The 15,381-nt window shown below is 62.5% G+C and carries 14 protein-coding genes; 6 read left to right on the top strand and 8 right to left on the bottom strand.

What is annotated here, in order from left to right:
• Nucleotides 1–71 precede the first annotated feature (71 nt).
• From bfr to J7655_RS15390, 3 genes are all read right to left on the bottom strand, one after another.
• Nucleotides 72–542 carry a bacterioferritin gene (gene bfr, locus J7655_RS15400; RefSeq protein WP_147812182.1) on the bottom strand — a complete coding sequence of 157 codons (471 nt, stop codon included), beginning with the start codon at nt 540–542 and terminating at the stop codon, nt 72–74.
• 268 nt (nt 543–810) lie between these two features.
• Nucleotides 811–2,340: a glycerol-3-phosphate dehydrogenase gene (gene glpD, locus J7655_RS15395; protein ID WP_230925190.1), complete on the bottom strand. Its 1,530-nt coding sequence runs from the start codon at nt 2,338–2,340 to the stop codon at nt 811–813.
• Nucleotides 2,341–2,488: 148 nt separating this feature from the next.
• On the bottom strand, nt 2,489–3,247 hold the full coding sequence (locus tag J7655_RS15390) for a DeoR/GlpR family DNA-binding transcription regulator (RefSeq protein WP_230925189.1): 759 nt from the start codon (nt 3,245–3,247) through the stop codon (nt 2,489–2,491).
• Nucleotides 3,248–3,345: 98 nt separating this feature from the next.
• Between J7655_RS15390 and ybaK the strand changes: the two genes are divergently transcribed.
• The 3 genes from ybaK (at nt 3,346) to J7655_RS15375 (ending at nt 6,298) form a co-directional block, all read left to right on the top strand.
• Nucleotides 3,346–3,816 (top strand): Cys-tRNA(Pro) deacylase, encoded by a 471-nt coding sequence (ybaK, locus tag J7655_RS15385; RefSeq protein WP_230925188.1) that lies wholly within the window; start codon nt 3,346–3,348, stop codon nt 3,814–3,816.
• An 82-nt stretch (nt 3,817–3,898) separates the two neighbouring features.
• Nucleotides 3,899–5,386: a glycerol kinase GlpK gene (gene glpK / locus J7655_RS15380; protein ID WP_230925187.1), complete on the top strand. Its 1,488-nt coding sequence runs from the start codon at nt 3,899–3,901 to the stop codon at nt 5,384–5,386.
• Nucleotides 5,387–5,491: 105 nt separating this feature from the next.
• Nucleotides 5,492–6,298 carry a PhzF family phenazine biosynthesis protein gene (locus tag J7655_RS15375; RefSeq protein WP_230925186.1) on the top strand — a complete coding sequence of 269 codons (807 nt, stop codon included), beginning with the start codon at nt 5,492–5,494 and terminating at the stop codon, nt 6,296–6,298.
• On the opposite strand, the gene J7655_RS15370 is transcribed toward J7655_RS15375, so the two are convergent.
• Both J7655_RS15370 and argF read right to left on the bottom strand, forming a co-directional pair.
• Nucleotides 6,299–7,405 carry an ABC transporter ATP-binding protein gene (locus J7655_RS15370; protein WP_230925185.1) on the bottom strand — a complete coding sequence of 369 codons (1,107 nt, stop codon included), beginning with the start codon at nt 7,403–7,405 and terminating at the stop codon, nt 6,299–6,301.
• The gene (gene argF, locus J7655_RS15365) at nt 7,402–8,322 is read right to left on the bottom strand and encodes an ornithine carbamoyltransferase (protein WP_230925184.1); all 921 of its coding nucleotides are present in this window, start codon (nt 8,320–8,322) and stop codon (nt 7,402–7,404) included. The genes J7655_RS15370 and argF overlap by 4 nt, the downstream gene beginning before the upstream one ends.
• A gap of 358 nt (nt 8,323–8,680) precedes the next feature.
• Here argF and J7655_RS15360 point away from each other — a divergent pair, with 358 nt between their 5' ends.
• Together J7655_RS15360 and grxD are read left to right on the top strand one after the other, a co-directional pair.
• On the top strand, nt 8,681–10,789 hold the full coding sequence (locus tag J7655_RS15360) for a molybdopterin oxidoreductase family protein (RefSeq protein WP_230925183.1): 2,109 nt from the start codon (nt 8,681–8,683) through the stop codon (nt 10,787–10,789).
• A 229-nt stretch (nt 10,790–11,018) separates the two neighbouring features.
• Nucleotides 11,019–11,345, top strand: a complete 327-nt coding sequence (grxD, locus tag J7655_RS15355) for a Grx4 family monothiol glutaredoxin (protein ID WP_230925182.1) — start codon at nt 11,019–11,021, stop codon at nt 11,343–11,345.
• A 61-nt stretch (nt 11,346–11,406) separates the two neighbouring features.
• Here grxD and J7655_RS15350 read toward each other — a convergent pair whose 3' ends face one another.
• The 3 genes from J7655_RS15350 to J7655_RS15340 are packed head-to-tail and all read right to left on the bottom strand — an operon-like array spanning nt 11,407 to nt 14,508.
• Nucleotides 11,407–11,745 carry a YdbL family probable chaperone protein gene (locus tag J7655_RS15350; protein ID WP_230925181.1) on the bottom strand — a complete coding sequence of 113 codons (339 nt, stop codon included), beginning with the start codon at nt 11,743–11,745 and terminating at the stop codon, nt 11,407–11,409.
• Between the two features lie 11 nt (nt 11,746–11,756).
• The gene (locus J7655_RS15345; protein ID WP_230925180.1) at nt 11,757–11,948 is read right to left on the bottom strand and encodes a YnbE family lipoprotein; all 192 of its coding nucleotides are present in this window, start codon (nt 11,946–11,948) and stop codon (nt 11,757–11,759) included.
• 4 nt (nt 11,949–11,952) lie between these two features.
• Entirely contained in the window at nt 11,953–14,508 is a 2,556-nt protein-coding gene (locus tag J7655_RS15340; protein WP_230925179.1) for an intermembrane phospholipid transport YdbH family protein, read from the bottom strand.
• 621 nt (nt 14,509–15,129) lie between these two features.
• On the opposite strand from J7655_RS15340, the gene J7655_RS15335 reads away from it, so the two are divergent.
• Entirely contained in the window at nt 15,130–15,381 is a 252-nt protein-coding gene (locus J7655_RS15335; RefSeq protein ID WP_147809657.1) for an SEL1-like repeat protein, read from the top strand.

Genomic DNA, 15,381 nt, shown 5'->3' with positions numbered 1-15,381 from the left:
CCCACTATGTTCGTGGTAGCAATAAAAAACGGGAGCCATTGGCTCCCGTTCTTTTATGTCGCGGATCGGATTTATTCGTCCATCTGCGATTGCAGGTAGTTCTGCAGGCCGACAGCGTCGATCAGGCTAAGTTGGGTTTCCAGCCAGTCGATATGCTCTTCCTCGGAGCAGAGAATCTCCTCCAGCAGTTCGCGGCTGGCATAGTCGCCGATGCTTTCGCAGTAGGCGATGGCCGCTTTGAGATCAGCGTGAGCCTTGTGCTCGATCTTCAGGTCGCACTCGAGCATTTCCTTGGTGTTTTCACCAATCAGGATCTTGCCCAGATCCTGCAGGTTGGGGATGCCTTCGAGGAACAGGATGCGCTTGATCAGCTTGTCGGCATGCTTCATCTCGTCGATGGACTCGTGGTACTCATGCTCGCCGAGCTTTTTCAGGCCCCAGTCTTCATACATGCGCGCATGCAGGAAGTACTGGTTGATGGCGACCAGCTCGTTACCAAGAATCTTGTTCAGATGTTGAATGACCTTCTTGTCGCCTTTCATGTTCGCTCCTGCCGGTTCACTGACTGTGATGGCCTTGAATTTTCGGCTTCGTTTCTCGTTATGTCAAACCTAAGTGGTTGATACATAAATAAAAATTAAAAAGAATAAGAATGCTTTCATTCCGCAACTTGGTGCCAAGTTATTGATATGACGCAATAAATAAGTTGCTGAATAGATTGGTCAGGCGCCAGCGGATATAGGGTGTCGATATTTTATTATTTACGCTCATAAAAAAGCCCCGCCAAGCGGGGCATCGATACGCAGAAGATCAGGCGGCATGAGCCGAATGCGGGTCACGGCTGTTCAGGTAGTCCTGCAGGCGGGTCTGCTGTGCGGGTGTCATGAACAGGCCCAGTTTGCTGCGCCGCCAGAGAATATCGGCGCTGCTGCGTGCCCACTCCTCACGGCGCAGGTAATCCACTTCTCGGGTGTAGAGGCCGGCACCCAGGTGTTCGCCGAGGTCGGTCAGGTTATCCACGCCGTCGAGCAGGCGCCAGGTGCGGCTGCCGTAACTGCTGACCCAGCGCTTGGCCAGGCTGGTGGGTAGCCAGCCATGACGTTCACAGAGTGCTTCGACCAGTGTGCTCTGCTCCTGCATGTCTTCACCGCCAGGTAATGGTGCGCTGGCCGTCCAGCTCGGGCCGAGGTTGCTGAAGTAGGGCGCCAGTTGCTGCATGGCCGACTCGGCCAGTTTGCGGTAGGTGGTCAGCTTGCCGCCGAATACCGAGAGCAACGGCGCTTCGTCCGGTGTGCCGGAGAGTGACAATGTGTAATCGCGGGTGATGGCTGACGGCTCATCGGATTCGTCATCGCACAAGGGGCGTACGCCGGCGAAGCTGTGCAGCACATCGCTATGGCTTAGCTGTTGCTTGAAGTGCTCGTTGACCACCTTGAGCAGGTAATCGGTCTCCTCGGCGCTGATCGCCACCTGGGCAGGGTCGCCCTGGTACTCGCGGTCGGTGGTGCCGATCAGGGTGAAGCGCTCAAGATAGGGGATGGCGAAGACGATACGGCGGTCTTCGTTCTGCAGGATGTAAGCCTGTTCACCTTCGTAAAGGCGCGGCACGACGATATGGCTGCCCTGAATCAGGCGGATGCCGTAGGGCGACTCCTGCTTGAGGTCTTCACGAATGAAGCGCGCGACCCAGGGGCCGGCGGCATTGACCAGGGCGCGGGCGCGGATCGACAGCAGGCTGCCATCGCTGCGCTCCAGGTGGATATGCCACAGCCCCTTGCTGCGCCGCGCGCTGACGCAACGCGTGCGGGGGTGGATGTGCGCGCCTTTCTCGCGCGCGGCCATGGCGTTGAGCACCACCAGGCGCGCATCGTCCACCCAGCAGTCGGAATATTCGAAGCCCCGGCTGATTTCCGCTTTCAACGGGCTGCCGGCGCCGAAGCGCAGACTGCGCGAGGCCGGCAGGTGTTCGCGTTTGCCCAGATGATCATAAAGAAACAGGCCGGCGCGGATCATCCAGGCCGGGCGCAGGTGAGGGCGGTGTGGCAGGACGAAGCGCATCGGTTTGACGATGTGCGGTGCCTTGGCCAGCAGCACTTCGCGCTCGGCCAGGGCTTCACGCACCAGACGAAATTCATGGTGCTCCAGATAGCGCAGGCCACCGTGAATCAGCTTGCTGCTGGCCGAGGAGGTATGGCTGGCGAGATCGTCCTTTTCGCAGAGGAACACCGACAGGCCGCGACCGGCCGCATCGGCGGCGATGCCCACGCCATTGATGCCGCCGCCAACGACGGCAAGGTCATAGACTTCTGCAACAGGGCTGGCGAATGGATCGTGGGGCATGTTGCACGCTCGGCTATTGGATTCGAATGTGTTTATGTTCACTTTCGAAAATATGCTAGACGAAGATGCGCAACTTCGCTACCCCAGCGCGCGATTGCGCGCCGAGTGGTCGTGAAGGGAGCTTGAGCGTCGTTCGTAGGGCGCGTGCTCAGACCAGATCGAGCTGAACCTTGTGGCTATGCAGCAGGCGGGTAATCGCGGCTGAAGGCGCGCTGTCGGTGAACACGCGGTCGACCAGGGCGATGGAGCCCAGGCGCACCACGGCGTTGCGCCCGAACTTGCTGGAATCGGCGGCGAGAAATACCTGTCGGGCGTTGTCGATGATCGCCTGGGAGACCCGTACTTCCTGGTAGTCGAAGTCGAGCAGGCTGCCGTCTTCGTCGATGCCGCTGATGCCGACAATGGCGAAGTCGACCTTGAACTGCTGGATGAAATCCACCGCTGCCTGGCCGACGATGCCGCCATCGCTGCGTACCGTACCGCCCGCCACCAGCACCTCGAAATCGGCCTTGGCACTGAGTTGGGCGGCGACGTGCAGGTTGTTGGTGATGATCTTCAGACCCTTGTGGTTCTGCAGTTCACGGGCGATGGCCTCGGTGGTTGTGCCGATGTTGATGAACAGCGAGGCGTGATCGGGGATTTGCGCGGCCACGGCCTCGGCGATGCGCTGTTTTTCCTCGCGCATCTGCCCGGCACGCATGCCGTAGGCGGTGTTCTGGATACTCGAGGCTTCGCAGGCGGCACCGCCATGGGTACGGCGCAGCAGGCCATGCTCGGCCAGTTGATTGATGTCGCGGCGAATGGTCTGCGGAGTGACGGCGAACGCCTGGGCCAGTTCGTCGATGCTGACGTAGCCGCGTTCACGGGCAAGGTTGAGAATGTCGTGCTGGCGCGGAGCGAGGTTCATGAGCGCTTCCTGTGGTGGTCACTCATTATAGGGTGTGGCGGTGATGGATTTGAGCCTGTTACTGTAAGGCTTCTTTCACTGCGTTTTCACATTCGAACATGACGCCAGCAATCGATCTGTTGAAGAAGGCCAAGGCCGAACACCGTGTACACAGCTACCAGCACGATCCCAAGGCGCCGTCCTATGGCCTGGAAGCAGCGGAAAAGCTCGGGCTGGCGCCCGAACGTGTGTTCAAGACGCTGCTCGCGGTCACCGAGAAGGGCGAGTTGCTGGTGGCCGTGGTGCCGGTGGCCGGCAGTCTCGATCTCAAGGCACTGGCGGCGGCTGCCGGGGCGAAGAAGGCCGATATGGCCGACCCGACTGCTGCGCAACGTGCTACCGGCTATCTGGTTGGCGGTATCAGTCCGCTGGGGCAGAAGAAGCGCCTGCGTACCTTTATCGATGAGTCTGCGCAGCTGCAACCGAGCATTCACGTCAGCGCTGGCCGGCGTGGCCTGGAGCTGGAACTATCGGCCGCGACCCTGGCGCAGCATACCCAGGGACACTTCGCCGCCATAGGCAAAGCCTGAACCAAGCAACAAGCCGCGAGCAAAATAAGGCTGCGTGCGGTCATTAGCCGCGAAAATCGCCAATAACAGCAAGGAATCTTGCATGACCCAATACCTGCTAGCCATCGACCAGGGCACCACCAGTTCCCGTGCCATCATCTTCAGTGCTCAGGGCCTGCCGGTCGCGCGTGCTCAGCAGGAGTTCAAGCAGTACTTCCCGCAGGATGGCTGGGTCGAACACGACGGGCAGGAGATCTGGTCGTCCACGCTCCAGGTTTGCCGCGATGCCATCGCCAGCAGTGGTTTGCAGCCGCAAGCGATTGCCGCCATCGGCATCACCAACCAGCGCGAGACCACCCTGGTGTGGGATGCCGCAACGGGGACGCCCATTCATCCGGCTATCGTCTGGCAGGATCGCCGCACCGCCGATTATTGCGCCGGGCTCAAGGAACAAGGCCATGAGGCGCTGGTTTCGGCCAAGACCGGCCTGTTGATCGACCCGTATTTTTCTGCCACCAAACTGCGCTGGATTTTGGAGAATGTATCGGGTGCCCGTGAGCGAGCCGAGCGTGGTGAATTACGTTTCGGCACGGTGGACAGCTTTCTGCTGTGGCACCTGAGCGGCGGCAAGGTGCACCGTACCGACGCCAGCAACGCGTCGCGTACGCTGCTGTTCAATATCCATACCCAGCAGTGGGACGAAGAGCTGCTCGAGCTGTTCGAGATTCCCGCCGGCCTGCTGCCGGAGGTGCTCGATTGCGCCGCCGAGTTCGGCCATACCGACGCCGAGTTGCTCGGTGCCAGCATCCCGGTGCTGGGCATGGCCGGTGACCAGCAGGCAGCGCTGATCGGCCAGGCCTGTTTCCAGCCGGGCATGGTCAAGAGCACCTATGGCACCGGCTGCTTCATGATCCAGAACACTGGCGAGCAGCCGGTGAGTTCGAAGAATCGCCTACTCACCACGGTCGGCTATCGCCTCGATGGCAAGGTCACCTACGCGGTCGAGGGCAGCATCTTCGTGGCCGGCGCTGCCGTGCAGTGGCTGCGCGACGGTATCAAGCTGATCAGCCATGCGCGCGACAGCGAGGCGCTGGCCGAAGCGACGGGCGAAGCCTGCGGGGTGTTTTTGGTGCCGGCCTTTACCGGCCTGGGCGCGCCGTATTGGGACCCGAAGGCGCGTGGCGCGATTTTCGGCCTGACCCGCGATACCGGGATCAAGGAGATTGTCACCGCCGGCCTGCAGTCGGTGTGCTACCAGACCCGTGACCTGCTCGAAGCCATGCGCCAGGATGGCGCCGCCGCGCCCAGTGCGCTGCGCGTGGATGGCGGCATGGTGGAAAACAACTGGGTCATGCAGTTTCTTGCCGACATTCTGGGTGTCAGCGTCGAGCGGCCCGAGGTCACCGAGACCACGGCGCTGGGCGTGGCCTACCTGGCTGGGCTGAAGCTTGGCCTGTATCGCGACCTCGAGGCCATCGCCAGTCATTGGCATCGCCAGCAGCGCTTCGAACCGCGCATGAACGACGTGCAGCGTGAGCGTCTCTACGCTGGTTGGCTGGATGCCGTGAAACGCGTGCGCAGCGAACCCTGACGTTTCAGCACCGCTGCAGCAGGGCATCTGGAAAACGGCAACTGTATCTGTTGCAGGTTATCCGCCGCAGGCATGCTGGTGTTTTTGTATGGCCGGGAGCCCATCATGCCGCTCGATTTTCATCAAGTTGACGCCTTTACCGATCAGCCTTTCGCGGGCAATCCGGCCATGGTCTATCGCCTCGATACCTGGCTCGACGAGGCGCTGATGCAGCGTATCGCCGCCGAGCACAACCTGGCCGAGACCGCCTTCGTGGTGAAAGAGGGCAGTGCCTGGCATATCCGCTGGTTCACTCCGACCAGTGAGGTACCGCTGTGCGGGCATGCCACCCTGGCTGCGGCCAAGGTGTTATTTGATCTCTACCAGGAGCCGGCCGAGGTGCTGGATTTCACCTGCTTGTCCGGCGCGCTGCAGGTCACCCGGCAGGGTGAGCGTCTGCAGCTGGATTTCCCTGTGCGCCCGGTGCTGCCGGTGGCGGCGGCGCTGCAGGCCGACGTCGAGCGTGCGCTGGGGCAGCCAGCGCAGCAGGTGCTGGCTTTTCTCAACCCCGATGGCAGCGTGCAGGAATTGATGGTGGTGCTGGCGTCCGAGGCGCAGATCCGCAGTTTTGCCCCCAATCTGCCTGCACTGGCCGCGCTGCCTGGCCTGGGTGTGCTGGTGACGGCCAGCGGGCAAACGCACGACTTCGTCTCGCGTTATTTCGCGCCGAGCGTTGGCATCAATGAAGACCCGGTAACCGGTTCGACGCACTGCATGCTGGTGCCGTACTGGGCCGAGCGTTTGGGCCGCAACGAACTCAGCGCCTTTCAGTGCTCAGCGCGTGGCGGTGAGCTGTCATGTCGGCTCGATGGCGAGCGAGTGAAGATCGCAGGCCACGCACGGCATATCGCCAGCGGCCAGCTGATGCTCTGATCAGTTGCTGCTGACCCGGCGCACGCCGCCGGAATCGCTGAGCTGCAACTGAGCCGCGACGCTGCCGAGCGCGGGAAAGGCTACCAGGTGATCGGCGGCGATGCGGATGCCCACTTCATCGCCCGGCGAGTGGTCGGCGTGGCTGGGGAAGATCGATTCCAGCTGGCTGCCGGTGGGCAGTTGCAGGCGGTACAGGGTGGCGGCGCCGAGGAAAGTCTTGCCGACGATGCGGGCCTTGAGCTCGCTGTGTTCATCCGCAACGATGTCATCCGGACGCAGCAGCACATCAACCGCGCTGCCCTGTGCCCAGGTGTAGGCGCGGTTGCCACGGATCACGCCGAGTTCGGTTTGCACCGTATCCGGGCTGAGCAACTGGCCGCGAATGAAGTAACCCTGGCCGATGAAGCTGGCAACGAAGGGGGTCAGCGGCTCATGGTAGAGATTGAAGGGGGTGTCCCACTGTTCCAGGCGACCCTTGTTGAATACGCCGACGTTATCGCTGACGGCGAAGGCTTCTTCCTGATCGTGAGTCACCAGAATGGCGCTGGTGCCGCGTGACTTGAGAATGTCGCGCACCTCATGGCTCAGGCGTCTGCGCAGTTCGCCATCGAGGTTGGAGAAGGGTTCGTCGAGTAGCAGCAGTTTCGGTTCCGGCGCCAGGGCACGGGCCAGGGCAACGCGCTGTTGCTGACCACCAGACAGTTCGTGTGGGTAGCGCTTGGCCAAATGGCCGAGCTTGACCAGCTCCAGCAGTTCCTGGGTCACACGCTCGGCATTGGGCTGCTGGCGAATGCCGAAGGCGACGTTGTCCGCGACGCTGAGGTGAGGGAACAGGGCGTAGTCCTGGAACACCATGCCGATATGGCGTTTTTCCGGCGCCAGGGTGAAGCCGGCGCGGGAAATGACTTCACCGTCGAGGACGATTTCACCTTCGAGCACCGGTTCGAAACCGGCAATGGCGCGCAGTGTGGTGGTCTTGCCGCAGCCCGATGGGCCGAGCAGGCAGCCGATATCGCCGGCGTTGAGGTGCAGGTCGAGATCTTGCACCACTTTGAGCGCGTGGTAGCCGCAGTTCAGCCCGCGCAGCTGCAGCAGAGGCTGGTTCATGCGTGGTGGTATGCCGGTTCGACCAGCATCTCCAGCAGCGCCTTCTGTGCGTGCAGGCGGTTTTCGGCCTGATTCCAGGCGACCGAACGCGGGTCGTCGAGCAGGTCGACGCTGATTTCCTCGCCACGATGCGCCGGCAGGCAGTGCATGAACAGCACGTCTGCGGCGGCGGCATCGAGCAGCTCGCGGGTGACCTGGTAAGGGCGGAACAACGCCATGCGTTGCTCGGCTTCGTCTTCCTGGCCCATCGAGGCCCACACGTCTGTGCTCACTAGATGTGCGCCGGCCACGGCTTCGCGCGGGTCGCGCAGCAGTTGCACGCGGTCACCGGCCAGCGCGAGGAAATGCGCATCGGGCTCGTAGCCTTCCGGGCAGGCGATCCTGAGCTGGAAGTCGAAGCGGATCGCCGCCTCGATATAGGAGTTGCACATATTGTTGCCGTCGCCGATCCAGGCCACCGTTTTGCCGACGATGCTGCCACGGTGCTCGAGGAAGGTCTGCATGTCGGCCAGCAACTGGCAGGGGTGCAGGTCATCGGACAGGCCGTTGATCACCGGTACCTTGGACTTGGCGGCGAACTCGGTGAGGTTGCTGTGGGCGAAGGTGCGGATCATCACCGCATCGAGCATGCTCGACATAACGATGGCGGCATCGCCAATTGGCTCACCACGGCCCAGTTGGGTGTCGCGCGGCGAGAGGAAGATGGCCTGGCCGCCGAGCTGAATCATGCCAGCCTCGAATGACAGGCGGGTGCGGGTCGAAGCCTTCTCGAAGATCATGCCCAGTACGCGATTCTTCAGCGGCTCGAACAGCACGCCGCGATTGCGCAGATCCTTCAGCTCGATGGCTCGGCGGATCAGCCCCACCAGTTCGTCCGGTGTGTAATCCATCATCGAGAGAAAGTGTCTGACGCTCATCGTTAACTACCTTTATCACTTCAGTTCGCAAGCCCAGGGTCGGCACTAAAACCGACAAAAACAGCAGAGCTTGCGGCAGGAGGCCGCAGGGTGCGACGAAACAGGGGAAGGCGCGATCTTATAAGGAAATGACGAGAGGGCGCAAACAGCCACTTTCGGCCATCTGCACATCAGTTGTGGTGAGGAAAAGGACGCCACCAGACCAGGCGCTTGAATCGCTGGGTAATCGCCTGAATCGGCAGGCCTGATGCCTGCCGATTCACGGGACGAACGCTGCTGGCGTCGCCGTCTTGCCCGGCCCATAGTTCCTGACCTGCGACCACGATGGTCGACATGGATCAGAACAAGAGGCCCGGCCATGACCAAGTCCCTCCATTACCGTGCATGCCATCTGTGCGAAGCCATCTGCGGCCTTGCCATCGAAACCGAAACCCAGGCTGACGGCAGCACGCAGATTCGTTCGATCAAGGGCGATGCCCAGGACAGCTTCAGCCGTGGCCACATCTGCCCCAAGGCCGTGGCCCTGCAGGACATCCAGAACGATCCCGACCGTATTCGCCAGCCCATGCGCCGCATGGGTGAGCAGTGGCAGGCCATCGGTTGGGATGAGGCGTTCGAGCTGGTGGCCGAGCGCCTGAGTGCGATCCAGGCCGCGCACGGGCAGAGCGCCGTGGCCGTGTATCAGGGCAATCCCAGCGTGCACAACTATGGGCTGATGACCCACAGCAACTACTTTCTCGGCCTGCTGAAGACGCGCAACCGTTATTCGGCCACCTCGGTCGACCAGTTGCCGCACCATCTGACCAGCCTGCTGATGTACGGCCACGGTCTGCTGATTCCGATTCCCGATATCGACCACACCGACTTCATGCTGATTCTCGGCGGTAATCCGCTGGCCTCCAATGGCAGCATCATGACCGTGCCGGATGTGGAAAAGCGCCTGAAGGCCATCCAGGCTCGCGGTGGCAAGCTGGTGGTGGTCGACCCTCGGCGCAGCGAAACTGCCGCGATTGCCGACCAGCATCTGTTCGTCCGCCCCGGCAGCGATGCGGCCTTGCTGCTGGGCATGCTCAATACCCTGTTCGAAGAGGGCCTGACCCGTGACAGCCATCTGGCGGTGGAAGGGCTGGAGCAGGTGCGCGCGGCCATTGCAGGTTTCCATGCCGAAGCCATGAGCGCCCGTTGTGGTGTGCCGGCGCACAGCATCCGCCAATTGGCGCGTGACTTCGCCGCCGCCGACAAGGCGGTGTGCTATGGCCGTATGGGGGTGTCCACCCAGGCCTTCGGTACGCTGTGCCAGTGGCTCGTGCAGGTGATCAACTTGGTCACCGGCAACCTCGATCGTGTCGGCGGTGTGCTGTGTACCTCACCGGCGCTGGATCTGGTGGCCAGCACCTCGGGTGGGCATTTCAATCGTTGGCAGAGCCGGGTATCCGGCCTACCGGAGTACGGCGGCGAGCTGCCAGTCTCGGCGCTGGCCGAGGAGATGCTGACGCCAGGCGAAGGACAGATCCGTGCGCTGGTCACGGTGGCCGGCAACCCGGTGCTGTCCACACCCAACGGTCGCCAGTTGGAGCAGGCGCTGGACGGCCTGGACTTCATGCTCTCGGTGGATTTCTACATCAACGAGACCACCCGTTACGCCGACCTGATCCTGCCGCCGACCGCACCGCTGGAACATGACCATTACGACACCACCTTCAACGTGTTCGCCGTGCGCAACGTCACTCGTTTCAACGAGGCGGTGCTGGCCAAGCCGGACGGTGCGCTGCATGACTGGGAAATCTTCGTCGGCCTGGCCAAGGCCTTCACGTCGCGCAACAACCTCGAGTTGAAACCGACCATGGCGCCGCAGCAGATGATCGACATGGGCCTGCGTTTCGGTGCCTATGGTGATGGCAGCGCGCACAAGCTCAGCCTGGCGACGCTGCGTGAGCACCCGCATGGCCTCGATCTTGGGCCTTTGCAGCCGAATCTGGCCGCCCGCCTGAAAACCCCGAGCAAGGCCGTGCAGGCGGCTCCAGAGTTGTTGCTGGCCGATCTTGCGCGGTTTGCCGGGCAGGAACTGCCGAGCGAGCATGAGTTGCTCCTGATCGGCCGCCGCCATGTACGCAGCAACAATTCCTGGATGCACAACTATCACCGCCTGGTGAAGGGCAAGCCGCGTCATCAGCTTTTGATGAACCCGGCGGATCTGGCCCGTCGCGGTTTGGCCGATGGTCAGCGCGTAAGCGTGCGCTCGCGTGTGGGCAGCATCGAGGTGGAGGTCGCCGCCAGCGATGAGGTGATGGCCGGTGTGGTCAGCCTTCCCCATGGCTGGGGCCATGCCCGCCCTGGCGTGCAGATGGACATTGCCCGTGCGCAACCGGGGGCCAGCGCCAACGACCTGACCGACGAGCGCGAGTTGGATGTGCTGTCCGGTAATGCCGTGCTCAATGGTGTGCCGGTTGAGGTGGTGGCTGCGTAGACGGGCGTCTGTCCTGAGCGGGTTGTGGGAGCCGCGCCTCGCGGCGAAGGGTGGCCGCCACGCCATGTGGCGGACATTCCAAGCGCTTCGCCCCGAAGCGGGGCTCCCACGGGGCAGCGCAAGACCACGCAATGGATGCTCGGCAAGGCCGAGCATTATGCTCGGCTTTTCGCTACAATCGCGCCACCGTGGCGACCGTCGGGTCGCGAAGTCTATGCTGAGGTGCCCCATGGATATCATCGAAACCATCAAAGAGCAGATCGCCAACAACACCGTTCTGCTGTACATGAAAGGCTCGCCCAACGCCCCGCAGTGTGGCTTCTCCGCCCGTGCTGCGCAGGCTGTGATGGGCTGCGGCGAGAAGTTCGCCTACGTCGACATCCTGCAGAATCCGGAAATCCGCGCCAACCTGCCCAAGTACGCCAACTGGCCGACCTTCCCGCAACTGTGGGTGGCTGGTGAGCTGGTCGGCGGCAGCGACATCCTCTCCGAGATGTACGAGAAGGGCGAGCTGCAGACCCTGATCAAGGATGCCGTGAGCAAAGCCAGCGCCTGATCGCTGCTTCTCGAACAAAGAACCCGCCTAGGCGGGTTCTTTGGTTTCTGCTGCACGCTTTTTACTTCTGCAGCCACTGGCCGTTGAGCTGGATGAACTGGCCCCTGGGCGTGCGCTCGATGGCCTTCTTGCCAGCAATCGCCTCCACGTCGCTGAGGCTGATGCCATTGTCCTTGGCCACTTTCTGGTATTCGGCGCGTCGCGCCTGGTTGATCAGGCGGGCGATTTCGTCGGCCTGGCCGCCGGGTTTGACCACACCCAGATAGCCATTGGGTTGCTCGCCCAACTGGCCGCTGGCCTTGGCGTCGCCGAGGGCGCTCATGGCCTGATTGAGGTTGAGGGCGTAAGCCGGCAGGCTCAGGGTCAGTGCCAGCAGCAGGGTCGAAATATAGCGGGTCATCATGCTTCTCCTTAGAACAGGCCGCTGTCTTCGTTGAAGACATTGTCCAGCGCCTTGTCCACCTTGATGTAGATTTCGTGTTCGACCTTGACGTTGAGGTTGATGTTGATCGGCTCGTTGGGCATGGCCAGTTGCACCGTCGGGGTACAGGCCTGGCACAGCAACCCCAGACTCAGGGCGGCGAGAAGGCGACACGTGCGCATGGCGTTACTCCTTCGTTTCTTCGGGGACGCGCTGGCGCATCCGTTGCTGAATCCGCTGCTGGATGATGTCGCTGACCTTGTCGGTCAGCTGCAGGCTCGCCAGCAGGGTCGGAATGTCTTCTTCCAGGTTGATGGTGAAGTGGATCGGGCGGCCCTGTTCGATGGCCGGATTCTGTCCATGTAGACGCATACCGAGGCGCAGAGTGCCGGATGCATCGTAGTCGAGGCTACTGCTGAGCAGATCATAGTGGAAGTCTTCCAGCGCATCGGTGACAAGTTTCATGCCCGGGTTGGCCTGACCCATGGCGCGGATGCGCGGCGAATGAAAGCGCAAACGGCCGCCGGGGGCGCGTGCTTCGAGCTGGCCCTGCTCGATGCTGATCGCGTCGCTCAGGCGCAGCGGCAGTGTGCCGTCGAGCAGACCATCACCTTCCAGCCCTTCGGCTGGATAGGCGCGAAACAGCGCCTGCAGATCCAGGCCGCTGAGTTTGAGCGGCAGCAACTGGCTGGGCTGAGCCAATGCCCAGGTCGCCGGTTCCAGGTGCAGGCTGCCGCCGAGGATGCCCAGCTCGGCGCGCTGATGGCTCAGAGTGCCGGCCAGCGGACGTTGCAGGCTGGCCTGATAGCGGGCTTGCAGCTGCAACGGGCCAAGGGCGATGCCGGGGTCGATTTGTTTGGCGCTAAGGTTCGGCAGCTCCAGCATCAGCTGATCGCCGATCAATTGCAGCTGCAGTTCGCCCTCCACGCCGCTCAGGGTGCTGCGATCATGGATGCCGGCCAGGCCTTTGCCATTCAGGCTCGCCCGCAGGTGCAGGGGCTTGCCTGCTGGCAGACTGAGGCTGGCGTCGGCCTGGATGCGGCCGTTGTCCAGGGTCAACAGCGGCGGCCAGTTGGCCAGGGTTTGCGCCAGTGGGTTGCCGGCGCGCAGGAAGAGTTCATCGAGCGTGGCGTGCAGCGCCAGCCCATCGGCTGCGTTATTGAGCTTCAGGGCCAGGCTCAGGCCGGAGTCGTTCAGCAGGGGGCCATCGAGTGTCTGACGGGCGCTGTCAGCCTCTATCCGGCCTTGCCATTGCCAGCCTTGGGCCTGCAATTGGGGATGCAGCAGGTTCTGTACGCGCAGCGCCAGTGGCCCGGATAGGGTCGGCGCAAGGGGCATGCCGGTAAGGTCGAGATTGGCGAGGGATAGCTGCGCCTGCTGCATGTCCAGATCGGCACTGCGCAGACGTTGGATTTCCAGGCGCGAGTTGCCGGCCAGCGCGAGTTGCAGCTGTTGCGCTGTGACCTTGCCCGACAAATCGAGATTCAGCTGCAGGCCATCGGCTCTATTGTTGCCCAACTCTACGCGCTTGCTGCGGGCATCGAGCTGCAACTGGCGCACCTGCAGCGCCCAGTCGCGCGATTGCTGCAGGCCAAGCTCGGCGTTGGCCTGCACGTCGAGCGCCCCTTCTCCAGCGAGGCTCAGGCGCAGGGCCAGTTCGTTATCCATGCGGCTCTGTAGCGGCTGCAGTTGCAGCTGCAGACGGTTTGCGCGAAGGCCGCTTGGCAGCGCGGCCAGCCAGGGCGCGTCGCTGGTGTAGAGCTGCAGGTTGCCGTGCAGCTTGCGCGCTTGCCAGGCTCCCGCGCTACTGAGCAGGTCGAGCTGCAGTTCTCCGCTGAGCAGACCAATGCCGGGCAGTGGCCAGGGTTGCGGCAACTGGGCATTGACACGCAACCAGCCCGGCGCGGCCAGCAGCTCATCCAGCTGGCGGGTGGTGTGCGGCAGTTGCAACTGCCAGCGGGCGATGATGCCGGCCTGCCGCGGCGCCGTTGGCAGGTTGTTCGCGTCGAGTGGCGTCCATTCACTTAGCCAGGCGGCGACCCAGGCGATTTCCGGTGGCGGCGCGAGCAGCAGGTTGCCGTTCCAGTGCAGGGCGTCGCCCTGAGCGACCAGGTCGCTGTGCAGCTCCATTTGTTGCTGGTCATCCAGGTGCAGGGTCATCTGCAGTTGGCGCGTGCTGTCCAGGGCGTCATCGAGCCCCTGCACGTGCGCCTGCAGCGTTGCGCTATGACTGTCACGCAGCAGTCTTACCTGCAGGTGCAGGGCATCGTCCAGATGCTGCAGGTCGAGTTCACCGGCGAGAGTGCAGCGGCCATCCGGGCAGGGCAGTTGTAACTGGACATCGCCCAGTTCGATCAGTCTGGGCAGCCAGGGCAGGGTGTTCAGGACGGCCTGAAGACTGGCACTTAGGTCGCTGTCGCTCGGGGTGTTTGCGGCCTGATCGGCCGGCAGCCAGTCCACTTGCAGACCCTGCGCATTCAGGCGATAGCGTGGCGCCTCGCTGGCCAGCCATTGCAGTTGAAGCTGCTCGGCACGAGCGTGCAATTCACCGCTGCGGCGCTGCACCAGGCTCACCTCATGCAATTGCAGGCCACGCCAGGTGACGCTGAAGCTCTGCCAGTCCAGCTCGGCCTGCTGCGTGTCGAGCAGCTGTTGAACGCGATAACTGGCATAGCCGGCCAGTAACGGCAGCAGCGCCGCAAGTGCCATGCAGATGCTCAGCCAGAAACGCCGGCGGCTCATGATTTCTCCTTGCTGGTGGCGTTGCGCGACGGTACCCCATGCCCTGGAGAGTGCCAAGCCGATCTGCATGGCGAGCCGTGGCAGGTGTTCGCCCCATCAGGGTGGCGACAGGCATGCCGATCGAGCACGGCTGTTTTCCCTGGGGCGTTTCTGGTGCAAGGGGCGGGCGTCAGCGCCCCGCATGACGGCTGTAGTCACCATGCTGATGCCCCGAAACAGAGCGCTGCGCGGATATGCCGCAGCGAGTTGTGCACAAAGCTGAAGCCATCTGTCACATCACTGTCAGAAACGCCGCTAAGCGTTTGATTTTTCGTGGTTGCTTTTTAAGTCAATGAAAAATATGCAATTTTTTTGTTGGTGAAAAAATCGACAGTTTGTCTGCGAGCCCCGAAGCATCGGGCCTGGCAGCGCTTTCGCCCAAGTTGTTCACGGAGTTATCCACAGCTTCTGTGGATTGTGATGCAACCCTTTTATGGAACGGAAATGCGTTCGCCAGGCAAGGCTTTACCTTCGCTAAAAAAGGAGTAGAGTGGCGCGCCCCGCAGCCACCTCCCTTTATCTATGCCTCGCGCTTTACCTTCTTCATCCCCTGCAACTGGTTCCGGTTCTTCTCGTCTGCCCATGCGCGTTGCGCTCTGGCTGCTCGACAGCCCGCGTCTGGGGCAAGCCTCCAGCGTCAAGCGCATCGCCGGCAACCTGCTCAAGCAGCCGGCGCGTCAGGGCTGCGTAGAGGCGCAAAGTCGCCTGGGCCAATTGCTCTGCCGCGATTGCGGCAACACCCGTGATCGCCGTATCGGCTATGAACTGCTGCGCCAGGCCGCGCGAGCCGGTGACCGTGGTGCCCAGCTGGAGCTGCAGCGCCTGTCACGCTGA

Source organism: Pseudomonas wenzhouensis (genome assembly GCF_021029445.1).
In the GTDB taxonomy this organism is placed as follows: domain Bacteria; phylum Pseudomonadota; class Gammaproteobacteria; order Pseudomonadales; family Pseudomonadaceae; genus Aquipseudomonas; species Aquipseudomonas wenzhouensis.
Note: the sequence above shows the minus strand (reverse complement) of the source record. Positions and strands in the feature narration are given on the sequence as shown.

Coding starts and splice junctions, on each gene's coding strand:
- grxD (WP_230925182.1), top strand. CDS start 11,019: ATGGATATCATCGAAACCATCAAAGAGCAGATCGCCAACAACACCGTT.
- J7655_RS15350 (WP_230925181.1), bottom strand. CDS start 11,745: ATGACCCGCTATATTTCGACCCTGCTGCTGGCACTGACCCTGAGCCTG.
- J7655_RS15390 (WP_230925189.1), bottom strand. CDS start 3,247: ATGAACCTCGCTCCGCGCCAGCACGACATTCTCAACCTTGCCCGTGAA.
- glpD (WP_230925190.1), bottom strand. CDS start 2,340: ATGCCCCACGATCCATTCGCCAGCCCTGTTGCAGAAGTCTATGACCTT.
- glpK (WP_230925187.1), top strand. CDS start 3,899: ATGACCCAATACCTGCTAGCCATCGACCAGGGCACCACCAGTTCCCGT.
- J7655_RS15345 (WP_230925180.1), bottom strand. CDS start 11,948: ATGCGCACGTGTCGCCTTCTCGCCGCCCTGAGTCTGGGGTTGCTGTGC.
- J7655_RS15335 (WP_147809657.1), top strand. CDS start 15,130: ATGCGCGTTGCGCTCTGGCTGCTCGACAGCCCGCGTCTGGGGCAAGCC.
- J7655_RS15360 (WP_230925183.1), top strand. CDS start 8,681: ATGACCAAGTCCCTCCATTACCGTGCATGCCATCTGTGCGAAGCCATC.
- J7655_RS15340 (WP_230925179.1), bottom strand. CDS start 14,508: ATGAGCCGCCGGCGTTTCTGGCTGAGCATCTGCATGGCACTTGCGGCG.
- ybaK (WP_230925188.1), top strand. CDS start 3,346: ATGACGCCAGCAATCGATCTGTTGAAGAAGGCCAAGGCCGAACACCGT.
- J7655_RS15370 (WP_230925185.1), bottom strand. CDS start 7,405: ATGAACCAGCCTCTGCTGCAGCTGCGCGGGCTGAACTGCGGCTACCAC.
- bfr (WP_147812182.1), bottom strand. CDS start 542: ATGAAAGGCGACAAGAAGGTCATTCAACATCTGAACAAGATTCTTGGT.
- J7655_RS15375 (WP_230925186.1), top strand. CDS start 5,492: ATGCCGCTCGATTTTCATCAAGTTGACGCCTTTACCGATCAGCCTTTC.
- argF (WP_230925184.1), bottom strand. CDS start 8,322: ATGAGCGTCAGACACTTTCTCTCGATGATGGATTACACACCGGACGAA.